The following is a 24,898-nucleotide window of genomic DNA, read 5'->3' as shown; positions in this document are numbered from 1 at the left end:
CATCGCGGGGTGACCTGGCGCTGTCTTCCTGGCAGTGGCGGGGAGGTTGCCGGTGTTTCTCGGCAGCCACGCGCCGCGGCTGGATGACAAGGGGCGGCTGACCCTGCCCGCGAAGTTCCGTGACGAGTTGGAGGGGGGGCTTGTGATCACTAAGGGGCAGGAACGATGCCTGTACGTCTTTCCGATGGCGGAGTTCACCCGGATCAGCGAGTCCCTGCGCACCGCCCCGGTCACGGCGAAGGCGCTGCGTGACTACAGCCGAGTGTTCTTCTCCTCGGCTGCCGATGACGTGCCGGACCGGCAGGGGCGGATCACCATTCCCGCCCCGCTGCGCACCTACGCAGGGTTGACGCGCGACTGCGTGGTCAACGGGGCGAACACCCGGGTCGAGATCTGGGACGCCCAACGCTGGCAGGCCTACCTGGAAGGCCAGGAGGAGAGCTTCGCCGAGCTGTCCGAGGAGGTCCTGCCCGGAGTCATCTGAGCTGCCCTGGGATCTCGCGATCCGGATGTCCGGCCCACGTGTTCCGGCCTACGCTCGCACCCGTCCCTCCGGCCGCCCCTTCCCCGGCGGCCGGCGCGGTGGGGAGCATGCAGGGCTGGCCATGCCCGGCGCTCCCGCCGCATCGGCGGTACCCGCATGCCTTTGCCGAGATGCCGCCGCACCGGACGAGCCCGTCAGCACATTCTGAAGACGAGGTCCACGAGCGGTCGAGGGAGGCTCAGCACTGAACGCCACGCACACACCCGTGCTGACCGATCGTGTGCTGGAACTGTTGGCCCCTGTCCTGAGCACGCCGGGAGCCGTGGTGGTGGACGCGACGGTGGGGCTGGGCGGGCACGCCGCCGCCCTGCTCGCCGCTTTCCCTGAAGTCCGCGTCGTCGGTCTCGACCGCGATCTTGACGCTTTAGCGCACAGCGGCGAGCGGCTGGGTGCGCTCGCGCCCGAGCGGGTCCGGCTTGTCCACGCCGTCTACGACGAGATCGGCACGGTCCTCGCCGAGCTCGGGTGGCCGCGGGTGCAGGGCGTCCTGTTCGACCTCGGCGTCTCGTCCCTGCAGCTCGACACCGATGCGCGCGGCTTCGCCTACTCCCGGGACGCGCCACTGGACATGCGGATGGACGCCACCCGCGGCCGGACGGCCGCCGAGGTCCTCAACACCTACGGCGCCGTCGAGCTGGCGCGGATCCTGCGGCACTACGGCGAGGAGCGGTTCGCCCGCCGCATCGCGGAATCGGTCGTCCGGGCCCGCGCCGACGAGCCGTTCACCACGTCGGCGCGGCTGGTCGACCTCGTCCGCGACGCCATTCCGGCGCCGGCGCGGCGCACCGGCGGCAATCCGGCCAAGCGCACCTTTCAGGCCCTGCGCATCGAGGTCAACTCCGAGCTGGACGTGCTCGCCCGCGCGATGCCCGCCGCGTTCGACGCGCTGGCCGTCGGCGGTCGGCTCGTCGTGCTGTCCTACCACTCCCTCGAGGACCGGCTGGTGAAGCGGGAGCTGCGCGGCTACGCGGAGACGCTGGTGCCCCCGGACATGCCCGTGGTGCCGGCCGGTGCCGAGCCGCGGCTGCGCTGGCTCACCCGCGGCGCGGAACCGGCGAGCGAGGTCGAGAAGACCGACAACCCGCGGGCGGCGTCCGTGCGGTTGCGGGCCGCTGAACGTACGGCTCCGAACCCGGACCGCGCCCAGCCCACCCCCGGAGGTGCATCGTGACCGCTCCCGCGCAGCCGCTTGCTCGAGCGGGGCGGGGCGGCGGTGGCCGCTCCGGTGGCCCGTCCACCGGAGCCCGGGCAGGCCGAGCGCCGGGCACCGTGGCGGCGCGTACCGCCGCGGCGACGGCTCCGGTTCTCGACCCTCCGCTGCGGCGGCCCCCTGCCCGGACGCGGCTCACGGTGGTCCGCCCGGCCCAGCCGGGGGCCCGCAAGGGACCGTTCGTCGTCTTGCTGTTGGTGCTGCTCGGCGCCGGTCTGCTGGGTCTGTTGGGGCTCAATCTTGCGCTGATGGAGAACTCGTTCCAGGAGAACACCTTGCGTAACCGGGCATCCGCCCTGGCGGACGAGGAGCAGTCGCTCGCGGTGCGGGCCGACCAGCTCTCCGACCCGGCGGCGTTGGCGAACCAGGCCAGCCACTTCGGCCTGGTGCCCGGTGGGGTGCCCGAGTACCTCGCACCGGGCTCGCCGCTGCCGCTCGGTGCCCGGGTGCTGTCCCGGGAGCCGGGCAGCGGATCGGTACTGGTGATCGTGCCTGCACCGGCCGGCCAGCAGCCCCCGCCCGGTACGGGTACGACAGCCGGTACGGGTACCGCCGCGACCGGCGGCGGAACGGCCGGCGCCTCGGCGGCCGGCGCGGCGCTGGGGTCGCAGTCGGCTCCGGAGACCGCATCGGCTCCGGAGACCGCATCGGTGGCGGGTGCCGCCGGCAGCGGGTCGGGCACCGGGGCGCCGGCCGGCACGGCGACCTCGACCGGCACCGTCGGCGCTGACCGGGGTGGGCCCGGGCGGTGAGTTCCACTCCCCCCGGCTCATCTCGCCGTGGGCGGGACCGGCTACGGCTGGTGACCCCGCCGCCGGCCTCCGTGCGCGGAGGCCGGCGGCGCCGCGACGACGACGCGGATCACGGCCAGGTGAACGACTGGGATTACGACGACCCCGGCCGCCCACGCGGCCGACCCGGCCAGCGGGCGGATCGAGCCCGAGGCGCGCAGGAGCATCCGCGGGCGCGCCGAGGTGACCCGACCCGGAGCGGCACGACCCGGAGCGGCACGGCGCAGGGACGCGGCCGAGCGCGCACCGCCCGCGGCTACGAGGGCCGCTACCAGGACCGGGACGACCTCGACGACTACGACTACGACTACGACGGGGTCGACGACGTCGACGGTGCCGTGGCGCAGGGTCGGCGCGTCTACCGGCCGGGAGGGGCGTCCCGCGGGTCCGGTGCCGGGCGGGGTCGGGCGGCCCGGGGCGGCGGGCGTGCCGGCGGCGGTCGCCGGCCACCGCGACCGCCGGTCCGGCGCAACTACCGGCTGGGCAGCCCGCGGCGGCGGCTTCGGGTGACGATCGTGTTCATGTGCGTGCTGCTCGGCGTCCTCGCGCTGCGCCTGACCCAGCTCCAGGGCTTCTCCGCGTCGACCTACGCGGCGCAGGCCGAGGCGGAACGGCTGCGCACGATCGTGCTGCCCGCGGTGCGCGGTGCGATCACCGACCGGTCCGGCCACACCCTCGCCCAGCACGTCGAGCTGCGCGCGGTCTACGCGAATCCGACGAATGTCAAGGACATCGGCGCGACCGCCCGCAAGCTCGCTCCCGTGCTCGACGACAGCATCGCCGAGCTGACGAGGCGGCTGACGGACCCGACCAGGCACATCAAGTTCGTCTACCTCGCTCGCCGCCTGACCCCCGACATCGCGAAGAAGGTCAGCGCGCTACAGCTGCGCGGCATCGGCATCACCGAGGAACGCGGCCGGACCTATCCGGCCGGCCCGCTGGCCGCCAACGTCGTCGGGTTCATGCGGTACGGCGACGGCGACGTGCTGGAGGGCGGCGGCGGGCTGGAGCTCAAGTACGACAAGGTGTTGCGGGGAACCGACGGGAAGCGCCGGCTGGAGGCCAACCCGGAGGGCATCGAGATCCCCTCCGGACAGAGCCGGCAACTCGACCCCGTCCCCGGCTCGGCGCTGCGGCTCACCCTCGACCGCGACATCCAGTGGAACGCCCAGCAGGCCATCGCCGACGCGGTGCGCTCGTCCGAGGCCGACGGCGGCACGGTCGTCGTGATGGATCCCCGGACGGGGGACATCCTCGCGATGGCGGACGCGCCCCAGTTCGACCCCAACAACATCACCCCGCGGGACCAGTCGGCGCTGGGCAACCGCTCGACCCGGGACGCCTACGAGCCCGGCAGCGTCAACAAGGTCATCACGATGGCCGCCGCGCTCGACCGCGGGCTCATCACCTCGGAGACGCCGCTGACCATCCCGCCGTCCATCGTTCGCGGGGGGGTGCGCATCGAGGACTCCGAGAAGCACGGCGTCGAGCATCTGACCACCGCCGGGGTGCTGGCCCGCTCCAGCAACATCGGCACCGTGGAGGTCTCCGAACGGGTCGGGCGGCCGGCGATGGAGCAGGCGCTGCGGGCCTTCGGCCTCGGCGCGAAGACGGGGCTGCACTTCCCCGGCGAGGGCACTGGCCTGCTGCCGACGGCGAAGGACTGGTCGGGCAGCCAGGCCGCGACCATCTCCTACGGGCAGGGCATGTCGGCGACGGCGCTGCAGATGGCGTCGGTCTACGCCACCGTCGCCAACGGCGGGGTGCGGGTCACCCCCCGGCTCGTCGACGCCGTCACCGGTCCGGACGGAACCGTCCAGGTCACCCCGCATCTTCCCGGCCAGCGGGTGATCAGCGCGCAGACCGCGTCAACGCTCAGCCGGATGCTGGAGGCGGTCGCGACGAACGAGGGCACTGCGCCGCTCGCCGAGATCTCCGGCTACCGGGTGGCCGGCAAGACCGGCACGGCGTCCCGGCCGGACCCGGTGCACGGCGGGTACCAGGGCTACGTCTCGTCGTTCATCGGCTTCGCCCCGGCCGACGATCCGAAGGTCGTCGTCGAGGTCGTCCTGGACGACCCGAAGAAGGGGTACTTCGGCGGGCAGGTCGCCGCGCCGGTGTTCCAGGGCGTGATGAGCTTCGCCCTGACCACCCTCGGCGTGCCGCAACCGACGACGAAGCCGTCGCCGCTCCTGCTCGACCTGGACAAGTAGTTCGGACCCGTCCGCCGGCGCAATGGACCACCGCCGTGCCCGGGCGCCCCTGCCGATGGCCGCGCTTGCTCCCACTAAGGTCGTCAGCGTGACCCCACCGGCACCCCGACCGGCCGCCCCGACCGCGTGCGGCCTGGCTGATCTGCGCGCGGTGCTCACGGCCGCGGCGCTCCCACCGGCGCCCGCTGTGCCTGTCGCGCCCGCTGTTCCCGCTGTGCCCATCGCGCCCGCTGTTCCCGCTGTGCGGTCCGCCGGCTCCGGTCCGGACGCGGTGGTGCGCGGCGTCACCCACGACTCCCGCCAGGTCCGGCCCGGCGACCTGTACGCGGCGCTGCCCGGCGCGCACGTGCACGGTGCCGACTTCGCCGCCGCCGCGATCGCCGGCGGCGCGGTGGCAGTGCTCACCGACGCCGAGGGCGCGCGGCGGATCGCCGCCGGAGGTGGCCCGGCGGCCGCGCTGCCGGTGCTCGTCAGCGCCGACCCGCGCCGCGCCCTCGCCCCGGTGGCGGCCCGCGTCTACGGCGATCCGTCGGCGGCGCTGCGCCTGCTCGGCGTTACGGGAACCAACGGGAAGACGACGACCGCGTTCCTCCTCGACGCCGGGCTGCGCGCGGCGGGCCACACCACCGGGCTGATCGGCACGGTGGAGACCCGCATCGCCGGGGAGCACCTCGCCAGCGCCCACACCACCCCGGAGGCCGGCGACCTGCAGGCGCTGCTGGCGGCCATGGTCGAACGGGGCGTGGACGCGGTCACCATGGAGGTCTCGAGCCACGCGCTGGCCCTGCACCGGGCGGACGCGCTGCACTACGCCGGGGCGCTGTTCACCAACCTCAGCCAGGACCATCTGGACTTCCATCCCACGATGGAGGACTACTTCGAGGCGAAGGCGTCGCTGTTCGCGCCCGGCCGGGCGGCCGCCGCGGTGATCGGGGTGGGCGACGACTGGGGCCGGCGGCTGGCCCGCCGGCGCCCGGACGCGGTCACCTTCGCCGTCGACGGCCCCGCCGACTGGACGGCCCGCGCCGTCACCGCCGGCCCCGGCGGCAGCGAGCTACTGGCCGCCGGGCCGGGTGGCGAGCGGGTGGAACTGTCCGTCCCGCTGCCCGGTATGTTCAACATCGCCAATGCGCTGGGCGCGCTGGCGCTGCTCGTCGCGGTCGGGGTCGATCCGGCCGCCGCGGCCGCCGGGATCGGCTCGCTGCCCGGCGTGCCAGGTCGGATGGAGCGGGTCGACGCCGGCCAGCCGTTCCTCGCCCTGGTCGACTTCGCGCACACCCCGGACGCGGTCTCGACGCTGCTGGCGGCCGTTCGTCCCCTGGCAAAGGGCAGGATCATCATCGTGCTCGGCTGCGGCGGCGACCGTGACCGCGGCAAGCGCCCGCTCATGGCCGCCGCCGCCGCCACGCTCGCCGACCTCGCGATCCTCACCAACGACAATCCGCGTTCGGAGGACCCGGCGGACATCCTCGCCGCGATGCTCGCCGGGGTGCCGGCCGCCGCGCGCGCGGCGGGCCGGGTGCGGGTCGAACCGGACCGGGCCACCGCGATCGCCGCGGCCGTCGCCGCCGCCGGCCCGCAGGACGCCGTCGTCGTCGCCGGCAAGGGGCACGAGTCCGGGCAGGAGCAGGCCGGGGTGGTGACCCCGTTCGACGACCGGGCGGTGCTGCGGGCGGCGCTGGACGCGGTGGCGCGCGGATGATCCCGCTGACCCTCGCCGAGGTCGCCGCGGCGACCGGTGGGCGCCTCGACGCGGTCGACGACCCGGCCGCCGTGGTCCGTGCGGTTGCCGTGGACTCCCGCCAGGTCGGCGCCGGCACGTTGTTCGCCGCCCTGGTCGGCGCCCGGTCCGACGGGCACGACTTCGCCGCCGCGGCGGTGGCCGCGGGCGCGCCGGCGGTGCTCGCCGCCCGGGGAGTCGGCGTGCCGGCGGTCGTCGTCGCCGATCCGTCGGCCGCGCTGGCCGCCCTCGCCGCGCACGTGCGCGACACCGCCCGCGCCACCGTCGTCGCCGTCACCGGCTCGGCGGGCAAGACCACGACCAAGGATCTGCTCGCGGACCTGCTGGCCGAGCTCGGCCCGACGGTGGCCGCGCCCGGGTCGTTCAACAACGAGATCGGCCTGCCGCTGACCCTGCTGCGCACCGAGGTGGACACCGCGTTCGTCGTGCTGGAGATGGGCGCGCGCGGCCTCGGGCACATCGCGACCCTGTGCGCGGTGGCCCGCCCGTCCGTCGGGGCGGTGCTCAACGTCGGCAGCGCGCATGTCGGCGAGTACGCCGACGGCCGGCGCGGGATCGCCGCGGCCAAGGGCGAGCTCGCCGAGGCCGCCCGCGACGCCGTCATCCTCAACGCCGACGATCCGCTGGTGGCGGCGATGGCCCCGCGGGCACGCGCCGAGGTCGTCACCTTCGGCGAGGGCGCCGGGGCCGACGTGCGCGGCGTCGACGTCGGCGTCGACCAGCTGGGGCATGCCTCGTTCGACCTGCTCGCCGGCGGCGAACGCCACCGGGTCACCCTCGGCCTCGTCGGCGCGCACCAGGTGCCCAACGCGCTCGCGGCGGCGGCCGTCGCCCTGCGCCTCGGACTGAGCCCCGAGCGGACCGCGGCGGCGCTCGGGGCGGCGCGGGCGCGCAGCCGCTGGCGGATGGAGGTCACCCGGACCGCCGCCGGGGTCGTCGTCGTCAACGACGCGTACAACGCCAACCCCGAGTCGATGCGGGCGGCGCTGGCGACGCTGGTCGACATGCGCGGGGCGGGCCGGGCGATCGCGGTGCTCGGCGGGATGGGGGAGCTCGGCGACGCGGCCGACGACGCGCACGACGCGCTCGGCCGGCTCGCCGTCCGGCTCGGGATCGACCAGGTGATCGCGGTGGGGCCGGCGGCCCGGCGCATCGGACTCGCGGCGTCGCTGGAGGGCTCCTGGGACGGCGAGTCGGTGTGGGTGGCGGACGCGGACGAGGCGGTGGCGACGGTGGTCGCGCTCGCCCGGCCGGACGACGTCGTGCTGGTCAAGGCCAGCCGGTCCTACGGCCTGGAAGGCGTCGCCGAGGACGTGGTGACAAGGTTCGGCGTGGTCGGCGCCGGGATCGAGGGGGCATGAGTACGGACCGCTGGGTGTACCGAGGCGAACACACGCGGGTGACACCCGCGTGAGAGGCGTTCTTATCGCGGCCATGGTCGCGTTGGTCGTGTCGTTGCTCGGCACCCCCTGGGTGATCCGGTTCTTCCGCCGGCAGGGCTATGGGCAGGAGATCCGCGAGGACGGCCCGTCGAGCCACCTGACCAAGCGCGGCACGCCCACCATGGGCGGCACCGTGATCATCGTGGCGACGCTGGTCGGCTATTTCCTCGCTCACCTGGTCACCGGGATCGGCTTCACCGCCTCGGGGCTGCTCGTGCTGCTGGTGATGACCGGGCTCGGCATCGTGGGCTTCCTCGACGACTGGATCAAGATCCGTAAGCAGCGCAGCCTCGGGCTCACCGCCCGGATGAAGTTCGCCGGCCAGGCCGCGGTCGCGCTCGCGTTCGGCCTGCTCGCGGTCCGGTTCAAAAACGACGCCGGGCTGCTGCCGGGGTCGACGTACATCTCGATCGTGCGTGACACGTCCCTGTCGGTCGGCATCATCGGCTTCCCGCTGCTGGCCTGGATCATCATCGCCGCGACGTCGAACGCGGTGAACCTCACTGACGGCCTCGACGGCCTCGCCGCGGGCACGTCGGCGATGGTGTTCGGCGCCTACGTGGTCATCTCGTTCTGGCAGTTCGGCAACTTGTGCGAGCCGGGGGACTCCCCGGCGGGCTGCTACGCGGTGCGCGACCCGTTGGACGTGGCGCTGGTCGCGGCGGCGGCGATGGGCGCCTGCTTCGGCTTCCTGTGGTGGAACGCCAGCCCGGCGAAGATCTTCATGGGGGACACCGGCTCGCTCGCGCTCGGCGGCGCCTTCGCCAGCATCGCCATCGTCAGCCGGACCGAGCTGCTGCTCGTCGTCCTCGGTGGCCTGTTCGTCATCGAGACCCTGTCTGTCCTGATCCAGGTGGCGTTCTTCAAGGCGACGAAGAAACGCGTGTTCAACATGGCGCCGATCCACCACCACTTCGAACTCGCCGAATGGCCCGAAACGACGGTGATCATCCGGTTCTGGATCGTCTCCGGCCTCGCGGTGGCCTTCGGGCTCGGCCTGTTCTACGCCGAGTTCCTCTCCCACGGAGGTAGCTAGCCCCATGGGTTCCACGCAGGCGGCCGACGCCGCGGCGCCGCGCACCTGGGCGGGGCTGCCGGTGCTGGTCGTCGGGGTCGGGGTGTCGGGGTTCGCCGCGGCCCGGGCGCTGCTCGGCCGCGGCGCCCGGGTGCGGGTCGTCGACGCCGGCGACTCCGATCGGCACCGCGCGGCCGCCGCCGACCTGCGGGCGCTCGGCGCGACGGTGGAGCTCGGCGGGCTGCCGGCAGGTCCCGGCGGGGCGGGGCTCGTCGTGACCTCGCCGGGCGTCCCGCCGACCGCGCCGCTGGTCACCGGATCGGCGGCGGTGGGGGTGCCGGTGTGGGGGGAGGTCGAGCTCGCCTGGCGCTGGCGCGGCGCCACCCGCTGGCTCGCCGTGACCGGCACGAACGGCAAGACCACGACCACCGAGATGCTCGGGGCGATGCTCGTCGCGGGGGGCCGGCGCGCGGCCACCGCCGGCAACATCGGCACGCCGATCGTCGAGGCCGTGGCCGCCGAGCCGCCCTACGACACGCTCGCCGTCGAACTGTCCAGCTTCCAGCTGCACTACACTCTCACCGCGGCACCGCTGGCTGCGGCCGTGCTCAACGTCGCCCCGGACCATCTCGACTGGCACGGCGGCGCGGACGCCTACGCCGAGGCCAAGGCGCGGATCTGGCGCGATCCCACGACGATCGTCGTCGGCAACGCCGACGACGCGGCGAGCACCCGGCTGCTCGCGGGGGCGCCAGGCCGCCGTGTGCTGTTCGGCCGGGACCCGGGGGCCCGACCCGCCCCGGGGCTGACCGTGGTCGACGGTCACCTCGTCGACCACGCCTTCGGTGGCGGCCGGCTCGTCGCCCTGCGTGACCTGCGGGTCGTGGGCCCCCACCTGATCTCCAACGCGCTCGCCGCGGCGGCGCTGGCCCGCGCCGAGGGCGTGGACCCGGCGGCGATCGGCGCCGCGCTCGCGGATTTTCGCGCCGGCGCCCACCGCAACGCCGAGGTCGCCGTGATCGACGGCGTCCGCTGGGTGGACGACAGCAAGGCGACCAACCCGCACGCCGCCGCCGCCTCTCTGGCGGGCTACCCCTCGGTCGTGTGGATCGCCGGCGGCCTGAACAAGGGTCTCGACTTCGACGACCTCGTCCGCGACGCCCGTGACGTGCTGCGCGGCGCGGTCCTCATCGGCCGCTGCGCCGAGGAGATAGGCGTCGCGCTCGCCCGACACGCCTCCGATGTCCCCGTCGAACGGGCCGCCGGCATGGACGATGCGGTGAAGGCCGCGGCGGCGCTCGCGCGCGCCGGCGACACGGTGCTGCTCGCGCCGGCCGCGGCCTCGATGGACATGTTCCGCGACTATGCGGCCCGCGGAGACTTGTTCGCCGAAGCGGTGCGCGCACGAGAGGGGTAGCCGTGGCTGGTTCGAGGCCGGTGTCGCCCTCCTCCGGATTGTTGGTGCGGCCGGTGGCCGCCCGCTCCGGTGACGACGACCTGGTGGACCGCGAGACCGCCGAGCTGCGGGTGCCGCTGCTCGACCGGCCGCTCGCCTCCTACTACCTGCTGCTGTCCTCGGCCAGCCTGCTGCTGCTGCTCGGGCTGGTCATGGTGCTCTCGGCGTCGAGCGTGCGTTCCTACGCCCTGTTCGGCTCGGCGTACACGCTGTTCATCCGGCAGGCGATCTGGGTGGGCATCGGCCTGCCGATCGTCGTCGCGGCCAGCCGGCTGCCGGTGCGGGCGTTCCGGGCGTTTGCCTACCCGTTGCTGGCGGGCACCGTGTTCCTGCTCATGGCTGTGCTCGTCCCCGGCATCGGCAGCGTGCGGGGCGGGGCCCGGCAGTGGATCGTCGTCGGCCCGATCACCATCCAGCCCAGCGAGCTGGCGAAGATCGCGCTGGTGCTGTGGTGCTCGGACCTGCTGGTGCGCAAGCGGCGGCTGCTGGCCGACCCGAAGCACCTGTTCATCCCGCTGGTCCCGATGTTCCTGTTCATCGACCTGCTGCTGCTGCTCGAACCGGACCTCGGCGGCGCGATCTGCGTGACGGTCGTCCCGCTGACCATCCTGTGGGTGATCGGTACCCCGAAGCGTTTCTACGGCGCCGTGCTCGGTTCGATGATCCTCGCGGCGTCGGTGCTCGCCGTCGTCGAGCCCTACCGGATCCGGCGGCTGCTGTCGTTCACCGACCCCTTCGCCGACGCCAGCGGCGACGGCTTCCAGGCCGTCCAGGGCATCTATGCGCTGTCCACGGGCGGCTGGTGGGGGGACGGGCTCGGCGCGTCCCGGGCGAAGTGGCCGGAGCTGCTGCCCGCGGTGCACACCGACTTCATTCTCGCGATCATCGGCGAGGAGCTGGGCCTGATCGGCAGCCTCGTGGTGGTCGGGCTGTTCGGCGTGCTCGGTTATGCGGGCCTGCGCATCGCCCACCGCTCCGACGACCTGTTCGTCCGGCTGGCCGCCGCCGGGGTCACCGCCTGGATCATCGTCCAGGCGGTGGTGAACATGGGGGCGGTCGTCGGCCTGCTGCCGATCACCGGTGTCGCCCTGCCGCTGGTGTCCTTCGGCGGGTCCGCGCTGCTGCCCACCCTCGCCGCCCTCGGGATGCTGCTCTCCTTCGCCCGCTCGGAGCCCGCGGCGGCGAAGTACCTGGCCCGACGGGCCGAGGAGCGCCGCTCGGCCCGGGCCGAGCGCGCCGGGGCGCGCCGGCGGCCGCGGCTGCCCGGCCGCCGCGCCCGGCGACCCGACCTGGAGCTCGTGCCCGCCGACGGCCCCGACACAGCATCCGGCACCGGTGGACGAGCGACCGGGACCAGGCGGTCCGCGGGCCGGCCCGATGTGACATCGTCTTGACCGATGTTGCGAAGCGTAGTGCTCGCCGGCGGCGGGACAGCCGGCCATGTCGAACCCGCGCTCGCCGTGGCGGATGCCCTGCGCGCCGCCGAGCCGCGTGCCCAGCTGACCCTGCTGGGCACGGCCACCGGCTTGGAAGCGCGCCTGGTGCCGGCCCGCGGCTACGAGCTGGCGACGGTGCCGAAGGTGCCGATGCCGCGTCGGCCCACGCCCGCGCTGCTGAAGCTGCCCGTCCGCCTGTTCGACGCGGTGCGCCAGGCGGGCGCGACCCTGGACCGGGTCCGGGCGGACGTCGTCGTCGGCTTCGGTGGCTACGTGTCGGTGCCGGCGTATCTCGCCGCCCGGCGCCGCGGCATTCCGATCGTGGTCCACGAGGCGAACCCGCTGCCCGGGATGGCCAACCGGCTCGGCGCCCGGTTCACCTCGTTCGTCGCCACCTCGTACCCGAGTACCCCGCTGCGCGGTGCGACCCTCACCGGGATCCCGCTGCGCGCGCAGATTCTCACCCTCGACCGTTCGCCGGCGGCCAGCCGCGCCGCGCGAGCCCGCTACGGGCTTGACCCGCATCGCCCGACCCTGCTCGTCTTCGGCGGCTCCCAGGGGGCCCGCAGCCTGAACGAGGTCATGATCGCGGCGGCGCACCCGCTGGCCAGCGCGGGCGTCCAGGTGCTGCACGCGGCCGGGCCGAAGAACTTCGACGGGGTCGCGGCGGCGCTGCCCCGCGGCCTGCCGGCCCCCTACGAGCTGCTCCCCTACCTGGACGACATCGGGTCCGCGTACGCCGCCGCCGACATGACGCTCTGCCGTTCCGGCGCGATGACCTGCGCCGAGCTCGCCGCGGTGGGCCTGCCGGCGGCCTACGTGCCACTCCCACACGGCAACGGTGAGCAGCGCCGCAACGCCCTGCCAACGGTGGAGGCCTGCGGCGGCCTGCTCGTCGACGACGCCGACCTCGACGCGGACTGGCTGCTGGCGAACGTGCTGCCGGTGCTCACCTCGCCGGAGCAGCTGGCGAAGATGTCGGCGGCCTGTGCGGGCACCGGCTACCCCCAGGCCGCCGCGGCGATCGTCGCCCTGGTCCGCGATGCGGCGGCGACCCGGCGCCATACCAGGCCCCGCCACGCCGCCTCCTGACACGTGATTCCGCGTCACCGGCGTGACTCTCGCTCCAGTTTCCGGCCAGATCGTCGTGCCGAGGCCTAAGCACGGTTTTCGGGCCGAAAACCGTAACTACACCTCGGCACGATTTCGCGCACAACTGACCACAGAAAGATACGAATGGTGTGAGGGCCGGTAGGCGCGCCGAACCCCGCGGTGGGCCGGCGTCGGCGGGGGAGCGTCAGCCCAGCTCGGCCAGGACGACCACCGGGATCTCGCGCTCGACCTGTTCCTGGTGGCCGCGGATACCCGGCATGGTCTCCACCAGCGCCTGGTAGAGCCGCTCCCGCTCTGCCCCGGTGGCGGTGGACGCCTGCGCGGCAAACCGGCCGGTGCCGAGCTCCACGGTGACCTTGGGGTTGGCCGTGAGGTTCCGATACCAGTCCGGATGCCCTGGGGCGGCCATGTTGGACGCGAACACGATGATGCGACCGGGCCGGCCGGCCTGCCCGTTCCCGCCGGTCTGCGCAGTCCCGCCGGCCTGGTTCTCGCCGCCGGCCTGGTCCTCGGCCGCCGCGGCGTCGGAGGTGCCGTCGGTGACGTAGCCGAGCGGCGTGGTGTGTTCCCGCCCGCTGCGCCGCCCGGTCGTCGTCAGCAGGACGAGTCGGGAGCCGGGCAGTGTCTTCTCCAGTGCTCCGCCGGTCGCCCGGTATTCGGCGATCACGGTCTGGTTGACTGCTCGGATGTCGAAGCCGGGGCTGCGGGGGTCCTGCGTGTCTGACATCCACCTGATCCTCACCGGTCGCCGCCGGCCATGCCGGCGGTGGACGTGTTGCGGCAGTCAACCATCGACGCAGCGTCACGGCCGGGAGGATCACACCGGTGGCGCCGCGTCGGCGTCAGCGCGGCGTCTCCTCGCGCAGCGCCGCCAGCAGCCGCGGCCCGACCGTCGTGATCGTACCGGCGCCCAGGGTGAGCAGCAGGACGCCGCCGGCCTGGGCGGGGACCCGGCCGCCCAGCGCGTCGCGGACGTCCACGGCGAGCCGGTCGACCAGCTCCGGCCAGGGCACGTAACCGACTGCTGCGGGCCCGGCCAGCCGCGCGACCAGGTCCATCGGGTGCCGGCCGAGGTCATCGGTCTCCCGGGCGGCGTAGATGTCGGTGACGTACACCCGGTCGGCGTCGGCGAAGGCGGTGGCGAAGCCGTCGAGTAGCGCGGCGAACCGGCTGTAGGTGTGCGGTTGGAGTACGGCCCACACCGCCCGGCCGTGCGCCCGGGCGCGGGCCGCGGCGAGCGTCAGCCGGATCTCGGTCGGGTGGTGCGCGTAGTCATCGATGATCTCCAGGCTCCACCCGCCCATCGGGTCGGCGACGGCGGTGGCCGGCAGGGCCTGCGATCGCGGAAGGGGGCTGCCGGCGTGGGCCGGCATGGCCCCCGACCGGTCGGGGGCGGCCGCGGGGGCCAGCGCCGTCGCCGTCACCGGCGCGTCGGCGGCCGGGGGCACGGTCCACGGGAGGGCGATGTCGGTCGGTGTGGGGGGGGCCGGGATGGCGGCGGGAATGGGCGTGCCGGCTCGCCAGAAGCCGACGAACTCGAAGCGGCGGGCCGCGCCGGTGTAGGTCGCGAGCGTCGCGAGGGTCTGCGCAGGCGCGACGCCCAGCTCGCTGGCGACCGCGAGGACCGCCAGCGCGTTGAGGACCGAGTGCCGGCCGGGGACCGCCAGCGTCAGGTCGCCCACCTCCTGCCCGGCATGCAGGACGACGGCGCGGGCCGTGTCGTCCCCGGCTACGGTGGCGACGTCCACCGCACGCCACCGGCGATCCGTCCCGAAGCCGTAGTCGAGCACCGACGCGGCCGCGGGCGCCGCCTGCCGGCGCAGCTCGGCGAGGACGGCGGCGACTCCCGGATCGTCCCCGCAGACCACCAGGCGGCCGCCCGGGCGCACCCGGCGGGCGAACGCGGTGAAGGCGGCCTGGACCGACGCCTCGTCCGGGAAGACGTCCGGGTGCTCCCACTCGACGTTGGTGATCACGGCGATGGCGGGTTCGAGACCGGCGAAGGCGCCGCCGTACTCGTCGGACTCCAGCACGAACACGTCGCCGGAGCCGGCGAGCGCGTTGCCGCCGAGCTGGGAGACCTCCGCGCCGATGACCGCGGTGGGGTCGAGCCCGGCCGCGCGGAGCACCAGGGTCAGCATCGCCGAGGTGGTCGACTTGCCGTGCGAGCCCGCCACGGCGACCAGCCGGTAGCCGGCGGTCAGCTCCGGCAGCCATTCGGACCGGCGGCGGACCGGCAGACCCAGCGATCGGGCGCCGACGATTTCGGGGTGATCGTCGGCGAGGGCGCTGGAGGCGACCACGACATCCACGCCGGCGAGTTCGGCGGCGATCGCGTCCGCGGCCGGCGGGGGTCCGACGCGGACGGGCACCCCGCGGGCGCGCAGGGTCGCCACGCGGGGGGAGTCCTCGGCGTCGCTGCCGCTGACTTTCCCGCCGCCGGCGAGATGGATCTGGGCCAGCGGCGACAGGCCGGCGCCGCCGATGCCGAGGAAGTGGATGTGCTGGGTGCGCTGACGGGTCACGCAGGCAGTACACCATCACACCCGCATCCCGCCGCGCTCCGCCTTGATCGCGCTCCGCCGGCCCCCGGGGACCCCTGGCCTCCTCGGCCCGCGGTCGCCGGGAATCACCGCGGACAGTGCCGCCACTCCAGGAGGATCGCCGAAGGCGATCCGACGGAATTCGGCTGCCACACCGGGGCCAGGGGCCCCCGCATCGCGCCGAAGGCGCTATGCGGGGAAGGCTTTGTGACGAAGCGGACGTGGCAGGAAGGTGCGCGCCGCGCCGACAGCTTCCTTGACCACTGCCGTAGCCGTGCCTACTGTCCGATTCACAGTCGGAAGTTGACATAACTGTAACTGTCTAGCTGACGGTGAAGGTTGAGACTCTGACTACTTCCCCCGCTCGCCGCGTGAATCCGCCATCCCGCGGCGCCGCAGGGGCGGGGTATCCCCCCGTCCGACCACCGACGCCGCTGGAGGACCGACACCGCATGGCTGCCCCACAGAACTATCTCGCGGTCATCAAGGTCGTCGGGATCGGTGGTGGTGGCGTCAACGCCGTCAACCGGATGATCGAAGTCGGTCTCAAGGGCGTCGAGTTCATCGCCATCAACACCGATGCCCAGGCCTTGCTCATGAGTGATGCCGACGTCAAGCTCGACGTCGGTCGCGAGCTGACCCGGGGCCTCGGCGCCGGGGCCGATCCCGAGGTGGGCCGGCAGGCCGCCGAGGACCATCGCGAGGAGATCGAGGAAGTCCTCAAGGGGGCCGACATGGTCTTCGTCACCGCTGGTGAGGGCGGTGGCACCGGCACGGGTGGCGCCCCCGTCGTGGCGAACGTCGCACGTTCGCTCGGCGCGCTCACCATCGGTGTCGTGACCCGGCCGTTCACCTTCGAGGGCAGGCGCCGCGCGACGCAGGCAGACACGGGTATCGACACTCTGCGCAACGAGGTCGACACGCTCATCGTCATTCCGAACGACCGCCTGCTCGCGATGACCGACCGTGACATCAGCGTGCTGGACGCCTTCCGCAGCGCCGACCAGGTACTGCTCTCCGGTGTGCAGGGCATCACCGACCTGATCACCACCCCTGGTCTGATCAACCTCGACTTCGCCGACGTGAAGACGGTCATGTCGCACGCCGGCAGCGCCTTGATGGGTATCGGGCGGGCCCGCGGTGACGACCGGGCCACGGTGGCCGCCGAACAGGCCATCGCCTCCCCGCTGCTGGAGGCGAGCATGGATGGCGCCCAGGGCGTCCTGCTCAACATCTCCGGCGGTTCGGACCTCGGCCTGTTCGAGATCAACGCGGCCGCGGAGCTCGTCGCGGACGCGGCCCACCCCGAGGCGAACATCATCTTCGGCGCGGTGATCGACGACGCGCTCGGTGACGAGGTGCGGGTGACGGTCATCGCCGCCGGGTTCGACACGGTGCAGGACCGGCGGATCAGACCGCCACACGCGCAGCAGTCGCGGCGGCCCCACGGCCAGGGTGGGGTCGCCGGCAGCGGCACCGCGAGCGCGGCCCCGGCCCCGGCCTCCTCGCCGGCGACGACGATCCTTCCGCCGCTCCCGACAATCCCGAACGGGTCGACCCGGGCGGCGCAGGCCCCGCCCCCGCCCCCGCCCGCAAGCGAGCCGCAGCCGCCCATCGGGGTGCGCGAAGGCATCTTCGCCGCCGACGACGACGAGTGGCCCGACGCCGACGCCGACGCCGACGGCGACGGCGCTGTCCTGGGATGGGCCGATCGCGACGACGCCGACGGGCGATCCACCCCGCGTGGCACCGATGGCGGCGCCACCGTCGATCGTCCCGTCCCGCCGGAGCGTGGCTGGCCTGGGATTCGCGAGCGACTGACGCACCGGTTCTCGGCCAGCCTGCACGGCGTGGTGACGGCGCCGGCCGCGAGCGCGACGCTGGTCCTTGCCCTGCTCGCGCTCGCAGCCGCGTTCCTCGCCACCTGGTTCGCCTGGCAGCACCGGCCGGTGTCAGTCGCCGCGCCGGCCCAGCGGCCCTCGGTGGTGGTCGCGGCGCCGGACGGGACCCCGGACGGCGGCTCCGTCGACGCCAGGACGGCCGTCGGCCGGACCGCCGCGGTGGGCGCGGTGGCCGCGGTCGCGTCCCCGGCGGCCAGCACCGGCGCGGCCACTGAGGTGGTGGTCGACGTCGCCGGCCGGGTGACGCGGCCCGGCGCGATCCGGCTGCCTGCCGGATCGCGGGTGGTCGACGCGATCGACCGGGTCGGGGGAGTGCTCGCCGGCACGGACACGACCGGCATCGGGCTCGCCCGGGTGCTGGTCGACGGTGAACAGATCCTCGTCGACGGCCGCCCCGGGCCCCCGCCCGCCATGGCCGTCCCGGCGCCCGGCGCGTCCACCGCAGCTGGTACGAGCGGCGGCGGTTCCGATGGCGGCGGGGGCGGGCAGGGCGGTCCGATCGACCTGAACAGCGCCAGCTCCGAGCAGCTCGACGGCCTGCCCGGAGTCGGTCCGGTGCTGGCAGGGCGCATCGTTGCGTGGCGCACCGAGCATGGTCCCTTCCGCTCGCCGGAACAGCTCGGGGAGGTCACCGGTCTCGGTTACAAGCGGCTGGCGGACCTGCTGCCGCTGGTGAAGGTGTGACGCGGCGATGGTCGCGCTGGGTATGGAGACCGGCCTCGCACTGCCTCCACCGTCGCCCGCGGCGCAGCCGGCCGACGCCCGGCTGGTCATGCCCGCGCTGGCTGCCTGGGCCGGCGCCGCGGGCGCGGTCCGCTGGTCGCTGCCGGGCGCCGCGCTCGCCGCCGCCGCCGTCGTCCTGACGGTGCCGGTGGGCCTGCTGATCCGGGTCCGCCTGGTGCGTGTTCGCCGTACCGGCAGCGGGCGCAGCGCGCCGTCGGCGCCAATCGACGGCGACGATGACGTCCTGGCCCCGGCTGCCGCGGCGGCCCTGACGGCCGTGGTGTTTCTCGCCGTCGGAGTCCTCGCCGGCGGGCTGGCGACGCGTCCCGGCGACACGGGCCCGCTCGCCGACCTGGTGCGGCGGGGGGCGGCGATGACTGCCCGGGTCGTGGTCACGGACGATCCGCGGCGGGCCGCCACGTCCGCGCCCTCGGTCGGTCCGCCGACGGGCGCCGCCACGACGTTCGTCGTGCCCGTCCGGTTGGAGCGGGTCGCCGCCGGGCCCGTCGCGGTGCGGTTGCGTGCCTCGGCGGTCCTGCTCGGGCGGGGCACCGGCTGGGGTGGTCTGCTGCCCAGCCAGCATCTGGACGTCGTCGGCCGCTTCGCCGTTCCCCGGGCCGGCGACACCGTTGCCGCGGTTGTGCTGGCCACCGGAGCGCCACGCCTGCGGGGGGAACCCACCGCGCTGCAGCGTTTCGCCGGCCGGCTGCGGGCCGGCCTGCGCGATGCGGCCGCCGGGCTGCCCGAACCGCGACGGGGCCTGCTCCCGGCGCTCGTCGTCGGGGATGTATCCGGCCTCGACGAGGGCCTGCGTGTCGACTTCCGCCAGGCCGGGATGTCACATTTGATCGCGGTCTCCGGCGGCAACGTCGCCGTCGTCACCGCATCCGCCCTGGTCGTGTCGGCCTGGGCGCGCCGCGGTCTGCGCTGGCGGGCGGCGGGCAGCGCGGCCGTGCTGCTCGGGTTCGTCGTGCTCGCCCGGCCCTCCGCCAGTGTGCTGCGTGCCGCCGTGATGGGGCTCATCGGACTGGCGGCGCTCGCCGCCGGCCGGCGCCGGGCAGTCCCTGCCTGCCCTCGCCGCGAGCGTCACCGTGCTCGTCCTGGCGCAGCCCGCCCTCGCGGTCTCCGCCGGCTTCGCGCTGTCCGTCCTGGTCACCGGCGGAATGATCGTTTTTGTGGCGGGGTGGCATGCAGCCCTCGCGCGGCGGCTGCCCGACCGGCTCGCCGAGGTGCTCGCGGTGGCGGCGGCCGCGCAGCTCGCCTGCACGCCGCTGCTGGCGTGGATCGGCGGCGGCCTGAGCCTGATCGCGATCCCCGCGAACGTCCTCGCCGTGGTGGCGGTGCCCGCGGCGACCGTGCTGGGCGTCGGAGTCCTGGTTGTCGCCGCCGTGTCGCCGCCGCTCGCGCGGTTGCTTGCCCACGTCGCGGACCTGCCCTGCTGGTGGTTGGTGACGGTCGCGCGTCGCTGCGTGGCCCCACCTCCCGGCGGCCACTGTCGGCTGGCCCGAGGGAGTCCTGGGGGCCACCGCGGCGGCGCTCGCCGTGGTCGCCGCGGTGGCGGTACTGCGCCGGCGGTGGGGGCGCCGGGTGGCCGCCGCGGCCGCCGTCGGCCTGCTCCTGGCGCGCTGCGCCGTCGTCGAGCGGTTCGCTTCGTGGCCGCCCGCCGGCTGGCGGCTGGTGGCCTGCGACGTCGGGCAGGGAGACGCGCTGGTGCTGTCGGCCGGGCCCGGCAGTGCGGTGCTGGTCGACGCGGGGCCCGATCCGGCCCTGCTCGCCCGCTGCCTCGACGAGCTCGGCGTGCGCCGCCTACCGATGATTGTCCTGAGCCACCTGCACGCGGATCACGTCGATGGGCTCCCCGGCGTGCTCGGCCGGCTGCCGGTGGGGGAGGTGCTGGTCGGCCCGTTGCGGGAGCCGGCGGGCCAGTGGCGTTCGGTCCGTCGATGGGTGGACCGGGCGGGTGTGCCGCTGCGCACCATCGGAGCCGGCGCGGGGGGCCGGGCAGGCGCGGTCTGCTGGACGGTGCTGGCGCCCCGGATCGTCCTGCACGGCACCGACAGCGATCCCAACAACGACAGCCTGGTGCTCTCCGCCCGGGTCGGCGCCGCGAGCATCCTGCTCACCGGGGATATGGAGGCAACCGCTCAACGGCTGTCGTTCGGCGACCCGCAGGCCCGGGCCGGGCTGCGGGCCGACGTCCTCAAGGTTCCGCACCACGGGTCCGCCAATCAGGATTCCGCTTTTCTTGCGGCGACCGGAGCCCGCTTCGCGCTGATCAGCGTCGGCGCGGGTAACGACTACGGCCATCCGGCGGCATCGACCCTGCGCACGCTTCGGCGGGCCGGGATGTCCGTCGCCCGAACCGACCGGGACGGGGCGCTCGCCGTGGTCGCACCGGGGACACCGCCCGGAACCGGCCAACCAGGCCAGCGATGTCCCGAGCCCGGAGCGAATCCGTCGGCCCGGCTCGCGGCGGAGCGCGACCCGGTCTCGGTGGTGCGCCGCCGGTCGGGGAACGGATCGTGACATGCTCACCCGCGTGCCAGCTTCTCCAGCGCCCCCGCTCGTCCTTGTCACCGGGGACGAGGACCTGCTCGTGGGTCGAGCCGTTCGCGAGGTGCTCGACGCGGCCCGCGCCCGCGATCCCGAGGTGGAGATCGTGGAGCGGGCGGCCGCCGAGCTCACCGAGGCGGACATGGTGGATCTCGGCGCCACGTCGATGTTCGGCGGTGGCCGGGCGGTCGTCGTCCGGGGGGTGCAGGACCTCGGGGAGGAGCTACGCGACGCGCTGCTGGCCTACCTCAGTCACCCCCTCGACGACGTCATCCTGGTGCTCGTGCACAGCGGCGCGGTGAAGAATCGCAAGCTGGCCGACGCCATGAAGGCGGCGGGCGCCCGGGTCATCCCGGCAGCGAAGATCACCAGGCCGCGGGACCGGCACGACTTCGTGGTCGCCGAGGTCCGCCGCCTCGGCGGGCGGATCAGCGATGGCGCCGTGCGGGCCCTGCTCGATGCCGTCGGCGGCGATCTGCGCGAGCTCGCCGCCGTGTGCGACCAGCTCGTTGCCGACACCGAGGGCGGCCTGCTGGACGAGGCCGCGGTGGCCCGTTTCTACCGGGGGCGTGCCGAGGCCAGCGGGTTTGCTGTCGCCGACGCGATCATTGGCGGTGACCTGCCGCAGGCGCTGACGCTGCTGCGCCAGGCGATCGAGGGGGGGACCGCTGCCGTGCTGATCTCCAGCGCCGTCGCCGGCGGCCTGCGGGATCTCGCTCGGGTGTCCTCGGCGGGGCCGGGGACGAAGTGGGACCTCGCCCGCGCGCTCGGCATGCCCGACTGGAAGGTCGAGAAGGCGCAGCGTTCGGCGCGTGCCTGGTCCGATCCGGGCCTGGGGCTCGCGTTGCGCGCGTCGGCGACGGCGGACGCCGGCGTGAAGGGGGCGTCCGTGGACGCCGGCTACGCGCTGGAGAAGCTCCTGCGCGAGGTAGCCGCGGCGCGGTCCTTCCCCCGGGATCGGGCCTACCGCGGCGGGCGTCCATGACCGGGGCACAGCCCCCGCCGGCCGGGCCGTCCCCGTCGAAGGGCGGCGCGGGTGGCTGGCCCGGGCCGGCTCGGGGGCACGACGCCGGGGAGTCCGACGATTCCGACGCGCCGCCGCCGGGAGGTTGGTTCGGGCTGCGGGTCCTGCCCGCGGGCTGGATGCGCGCGCTGCTCATGACCGTCACCGCGCTGGTCACGGTGGTCGTCGCGCTGGGGGATCTGGCGAGCGCCTGGGTGGTGGGCGTCCTGCCGCCGGCCGTCGCCGCGATGGTCGCCTACCACGAGCTGCTCGACCGGATGCTCCACCCGGCGGACCGCGATCCGGCGGACTCGGATCCCGCGACGGCGCGGAACTCGCCGGGCGACCCGGCTACCCGGTAGGCGTCGTGCTGGTCACGCTGAGGGTGGCGGGCAGCGCGGGCACGCAGAAAAGCCGGAGCACCCGTGGCGCCCCGGCTCCGCCGCGCGGTTTCAGCTGGCGGTCAGGCTAGCGTGCGCGCGGGCCAACGCCGACTTCTTGTTGGCGGCCTGGTTCGGGTGGATGACACCCTTGCTGACGGCCTTGTCCAGCTTGCGGGAGGCGGCCCGAAGGGTCTCGCTGGTGCGATCGGCGTCGCCCGCCTCGACCGCGTCGCGGAAGCGGCGCACGTGCGTCTTGAGCTCGGACTTGACAGCCTTGTTGCGCAGCCGCCGCTTCTCGTTGGTGAGGTTGCGCTTGATCTGCGACTTGATGTTGGCCACGCGGAGGAACCTCTGGTTGTCGAGTCGGGATGATGCGGACACGTCATCATACGGATGCCGGCCGCGCACGGCGGCCTGGACTACCGGCGCCTCAGCAAGCCAGCCACCTGCGCCGAACCCGGTGTCACCGGGAGGCGGAGCGGCCGGACCGCTTGGCACGGCGATACGGCCCACCAAGGCGGCACCCAGAATACCAAACCGGTGGCGGCCGGTGCACCGGCGCAACCTCCGTGCCGGCTCCTGGCACGATGAAGGACAGGTCGACCCAGATCCCGGCACGGGACACGCTCCCGTGACCACCGCGAGTGAAACGAGAACCTTCCGCGTGTCCGCAGCCCCGCACCTGGCGCCCGGCGCCGACCCCGCGATGATCCGCAACTTCTGCATCATCGCCCACATCGACCACGGCAAGTCGACCCTTGCCGACCGGATGCTCGGTGTGACCGGGGTCGTCGACGCGCGCAACATGCGCGCCCAGTACCTCGACCGGATGGACATCGAGCGCGAGCGTGGGATCACCATCAAGGCCCAGAACGTGCGGCTGCCCTGGCGGGCGCAGGACGGGCGGGACTACATCCTGCATCTCATCGACACGCCCGGCCACGTCGACTTCAGCTACGAGGTGAGCCGGTCGCTGGCCGCCTGCGAGGGCGCGGTCCTGCTGGTTGACGCCGCGCAGGGGATCGAGGCCCAGACGCTGGCGAACCTCTACCTCGCGATCGAGAACGACCTGACCATCATCCCCGTGCTGAACAAGATCGACCTGCCGGCCGCCCAGCCGGAGAAGTACGCCGAGGAGATCGCGGCGATCATCGGCTGCGACCCGGGCGACGTGCTGCGCGTGTCGGGCAAGACCGGCCAGGGCGTGCCGGAGCTGCTCAACGAGATCGTCCGGCAGGTGCCCGCGCCGGTCGGCAACCCCGCCGGACCCGCCCGTGCGATGATTTTTGACAGCGTCTACGACATCTACCGCGGCGTCATCACCTACGTCCGGGTCATCGACGGCACCCTGACCACCAGGGACCGCTGCCTGATGATGTCGACGGGCGCCAGCCACGAGACGCTCGAGGCCGGGGTGATCTCGCCGGATCCGCATCCGACGGGCTCACTGTCGGTCGGCGAGGTCGGCTACGTCATCCCCGGGGTGAAGGACGTCCGCCAGGCCCGGGTGGGCGACACCGTCACCACCGCCCGCAATCCGGCCACGGAGATGCTCGGCGGCTACCGGGATCCGCTGCCGATGGTGTATTCGGGGCTGTACCCGATCGACGGCAGCGAATACCCGGCGCTGCGGGAGGCGCTCGACAAGCTCCAGCTCAACGACGCCGCCCTGACCTACGAGCCGGAGACGTCGGCGGCGCTCGGCTTCGGCTTCCGCTGCGGCTTCCTCGGCCTGCTGCACCTGGAGATCGTCCGGGAGCGCCTCGAGCGTGAGTTCAACCTGACGCTGATCTCCACCGCGCCGAACGTCGTCTACCGGGTGGTGATGGAGGATCTCTCCGAGGTCACCGTGACCAACCCCAGCGACTGGCCCGGCGGCAAGATCGCCGAGGTGTACGAGCCGATCGTCGACGCGATGCTGCTGCTGCCCACCGACTTCGTCGGCGCGGTCATGGAGCTCTGCCAGGGCCGGCGCGGCGTGCTCAAGGGGATGGACTACCTGTCGGCCGACCGGGTCGAGCTCAAGTACACCCTGCCGCTCAGTGAGATCATCTTCGACTTCTTCGACGCGCTGAAGTCCCGCACCCGGGGATACGCCAGCCTCGACTACGACCAGGCCGGGGAGCAGCTCGCCGACCTGGTCAAGGTCGACATCCTCCTGCAGGGCGAGACCGTCGATGCCTTCTCGGCCATCGTCCACCGGGAGAAGGCGTACTCCTACGGTGTGGCGATGACGACCAAGCTGCGCGAGCTGATCCCCCGCCAGCAGTTCGAGGTGCCGATCCAGGCGGCGATCGGCAGCCGGATCATCGCCCGGGAGAACATCCGGGCGATCCGCAAGGACGTGCTGGCCAAGTGCTACGGCGGTGACATCACCCGTAAGCGCAAGCTGCTGGAGAAGCAGAAGGAGGGCAAGAAGCGGATGAAGACCATCGGGCGGGTCGAGGTCCCGCAGGAGGCGTTCATCGCCGCGCTGTCCACCGACACCGGGAAGTCCGCGACGACCAAGTGACCTACAGCGGGCTCGCCGGCAGGCGGATCGGTTCGGTCGCCGGTTCGGCGACCGGAAGATCACCGGCGGGCGCGGCGGCGCCGGAACGATACACGGTGGTTCGGGGCGGGAGCAGCTCGGAGATCTCCTCGAGAACGGTCCGTACGTCATCGTCCATGGCCTGATCTTTTCGCATCGGGCTCGACCGGGCCACGATGGCCCGCCCATATCCGATCTTCCGTACACAACGGTGACAAAACGTGCTCGACGTCTCGTCTGCGCCGCCGGGCTGGCCGTTTCCGGTACTTGTCCCGTCGTGGTCCCGGTGTGGTCGTCAGCG

19 protein-coding genes and 3 pseudogenes are annotated in these 24,898 nt (G+C 73.9%); 18 read left to right on the top strand and 4 right to left on the bottom strand.

What is annotated here, in order from left to right; genetic code table 11:
• Positions 1-52: 52 nt before the first annotated feature.
• The 10 genes from mraZ (at position 53) to murG (ending at position 12,940) form a co-directional block, all read left to right on the top strand.
• The gene (gene mraZ, locus G6R25_RS03575) at positions 53-484 is read left to right on the top strand and encodes a division/cell wall cluster transcriptional repressor MraZ (RefSeq protein ID WP_163551756.1); all 432 of its coding nucleotides are present in this window, start codon (positions 53-55) and stop codon (positions 482-484) included.
• A 244-nt stretch (positions 485-728) separates the two neighbouring features.
• On the top strand, positions 729-1,715 hold the full coding sequence (gene rsmH, locus G6R25_RS03570; protein ID WP_136448054.1) for a 16S rRNA (cytosine(1402)-N(4))-methyltransferase RsmH: 987 nt from the start codon (positions 729-731) through the stop codon (positions 1,713-1,715).
• Positions 1,712-2,506 (top strand): cell division protein FtsL, encoded by a 795-nt coding sequence (gene ftsL, locus G6R25_RS03565; protein ID WP_163551754.1) that lies wholly within the window; start codon positions 1,712-1,714, stop codon positions 2,504-2,506. The genes rsmH and ftsL overlap by 4 nt, the downstream gene beginning before the upstream one ends.
• The gene (locus G6R25_RS03560; protein ID WP_163551752.1) at positions 2,503-4,758 is read left to right on the top strand and encodes a peptidoglycan D,D-transpeptidase FtsI family protein; all 2,256 of its coding nucleotides are present in this window, start codon (positions 2,503-2,505) and stop codon (positions 4,756-4,758) included. The genes ftsL and G6R25_RS03560 overlap by 4 nt, the downstream gene beginning before the upstream one ends.
• Positions 4,759-4,846: 88 nt before the next feature.
• Entirely contained in the window at positions 4,847-6,460 is a 1,614-nt protein-coding gene (locus G6R25_RS03555) for a UDP-N-acetylmuramoyl-L-alanyl-D-glutamate--2,6-diaminopimelate ligase (protein WP_419469297.1), read from the top strand.
• Entirely contained in the window at positions 6,457-7,860 is a 1,404-nt protein-coding gene (locus G6R25_RS03550; protein WP_163551749.1) for a UDP-N-acetylmuramoyl-tripeptide--D-alanyl-D-alanine ligase, read from the top strand. Before G6R25_RS03555 ends, G6R25_RS03550 begins: the two co-directional genes overlap by 4 nt.
• A 49-nt stretch (positions 7,861-7,909) precedes the next feature.
• Entirely contained in the window at positions 7,910-8,977 is a 1,068-nt protein-coding gene (gene mraY, locus G6R25_RS03545) for a phospho-N-acetylmuramoyl-pentapeptide-transferase (protein ID WP_163551748.1), read from the top strand.
• Positions 8,978-8,981: 4 nt separating this feature from the next.
• A complete protein-coding gene (gene murD, locus G6R25_RS03540; RefSeq protein ID WP_163551747.1) occupies positions 8,982-10,373 on the top strand; it encodes a UDP-N-acetylmuramoyl-L-alanine--D-glutamate ligase in 1,392 nt (463 codons plus the stop codon).
• Between the two features lie 53 nt (positions 10,374-10,426).
• Positions 10,427-11,806 (top strand): putative lipid II flippase FtsW, encoded by a 1,380-nt coding sequence (gene ftsW / locus G6R25_RS03535; RefSeq protein ID WP_235947346.1) that lies wholly within the window; start codon positions 10,427-10,429, stop codon positions 11,804-11,806.
• Between the two features lie 3 nt (positions 11,807-11,809).
• A complete protein-coding gene (gene murG / locus G6R25_RS03530; RefSeq protein ID WP_163551745.1) occupies positions 11,810-12,940 on the top strand; it encodes an undecaprenyldiphospho-muramoylpentapeptide beta-N-acetylglucosaminyltransferase in 1,131 nt (376 codons plus the stop codon).
• A 205-nt stretch (positions 12,941-13,145) separates the two neighbouring features.
• Here murG and G6R25_RS03525 read toward each other — a convergent pair whose 3' ends face one another.
• Positions 13,146-13,688, bottom strand: coding sequence for a nitroreductase/quinone reductase family protein (locus G6R25_RS03525; RefSeq protein WP_136448736.1), 543 nt, complete (start codon positions 13,686-13,688; stop codon positions 13,146-13,148).
• A gap of 115 nt (positions 13,689-13,803) precedes the next feature.
• Positions 13,804-15,486 (bottom strand): UDP-N-acetylmuramate--L-alanine ligase, encoded by a 1,683-nt coding sequence (locus tag G6R25_RS03520; protein WP_163551744.1) that lies wholly within the window; start codon positions 15,484-15,486, stop codon positions 13,804-13,806.
• Between the two features lie 470 nt (positions 15,487-15,956).
• On the opposite strand from G6R25_RS03520, the pseudogene ftsZ reads away from it, so the two are divergent.
• The 7 genes and pseudogenes from ftsZ to G6R25_RS03500 form a co-directional block, all read left to right on the top strand.
• A pseudogene (gene ftsZ / locus G6R25_RS29460) lies at positions 15,957-17,165 on the top strand (cell division protein FtsZ); the annotation flags it as partial.
• Between the two features lie 189 nt (positions 17,166-17,354).
• Positions 17,355-18,089: a ComEA family DNA-binding protein gene (locus tag G6R25_RS29455; RefSeq protein WP_419469298.1), complete on the top strand. Its 735-nt coding sequence runs from the start codon at positions 17,355-17,357 to the stop codon at positions 18,087-18,089.
• Positions 18,090-18,096: 7 nt separating this feature from the next.
• A pseudogene (locus tag G6R25_RS29450) lies at positions 18,097-19,125 on the top strand (ComEC/Rec2 family competence protein); the annotation flags it as partial.
• Between the two features lie 94 nt (positions 19,126-19,219).
• Positions 19,220-19,555 (top strand): annotated as a pseudogene (locus G6R25_RS28655) (ComEC/Rec2 family competence protein); the annotation flags it as partial.
• A 283-nt stretch (positions 19,556-19,838) separates the two neighbouring features.
• Positions 19,839-20,654, top strand: a complete 816-nt coding sequence (locus G6R25_RS26135; protein WP_235947348.1) for a ComEC/Rec2 family competence protein — start codon at positions 19,839-19,841, stop codon at positions 20,652-20,654.
• A gap of 1 nt (position 20,655) precedes the next feature.
• Positions 20,656-21,666: a DNA polymerase III subunit delta gene (gene holA, locus G6R25_RS03505; RefSeq protein ID WP_163551741.1), complete on the top strand. Its 1,011-nt coding sequence runs from the start codon at positions 20,656-20,658 to the stop codon at positions 21,664-21,666.
• Positions 21,663-22,046 (top strand): hypothetical protein, encoded by a 384-nt coding sequence (locus G6R25_RS03500; RefSeq protein ID WP_163551739.1) that lies wholly within the window; start codon positions 21,663-21,665, stop codon positions 22,044-22,046. Before holA ends, G6R25_RS03500 begins: the two co-directional genes overlap by 4 nt.
• Positions 22,047-22,136: 90 nt before the next feature.
• Here the strand turns inward: G6R25_RS03500 and rpsT are convergent, their stop codons facing one another.
• Positions 22,137-22,406 (bottom strand): 30S ribosomal protein S20, encoded by a 270-nt coding sequence (gene rpsT, locus G6R25_RS03495; protein ID WP_163551737.1) that lies wholly within the window; start codon positions 22,404-22,406, stop codon positions 22,137-22,139.
• 325 nt (positions 22,407-22,731) lie between these two features.
• On the opposite strand from rpsT, the gene lepA reads away from it, so the two are divergent.
• Positions 22,732-24,579 (top strand): translation elongation factor 4, encoded by a 1,848-nt coding sequence (lepA, locus tag G6R25_RS03490; protein ID WP_163551735.1) that lies wholly within the window; start codon positions 22,732-22,734, stop codon positions 24,577-24,579.
• Between the two features lies 1 nt (position 24,580).
• Here lepA and G6R25_RS03485 read toward each other — a convergent pair whose 3' ends face one another.
• Entirely contained in the window at positions 24,581-24,736 is a 156-nt protein-coding gene (locus G6R25_RS03485; RefSeq protein ID WP_163551715.1) for a hypothetical protein, read from the bottom strand.
• Positions 24,737-24,898 lie beyond the last annotated feature (162 nt).

The organism is Candidatus Frankia alpina (assembly GCF_902806485.1).
Classification (GTDB): Bacteria; Actinomycetota; Actinomycetes; order Frankiales; family Frankiaceae; genus Frankia; species Frankia alpina.
The sequence above is the reverse complement of the archived record's forward strand: the minus strand, read 5'-3'. Positions and strand labels throughout refer to the sequence as shown.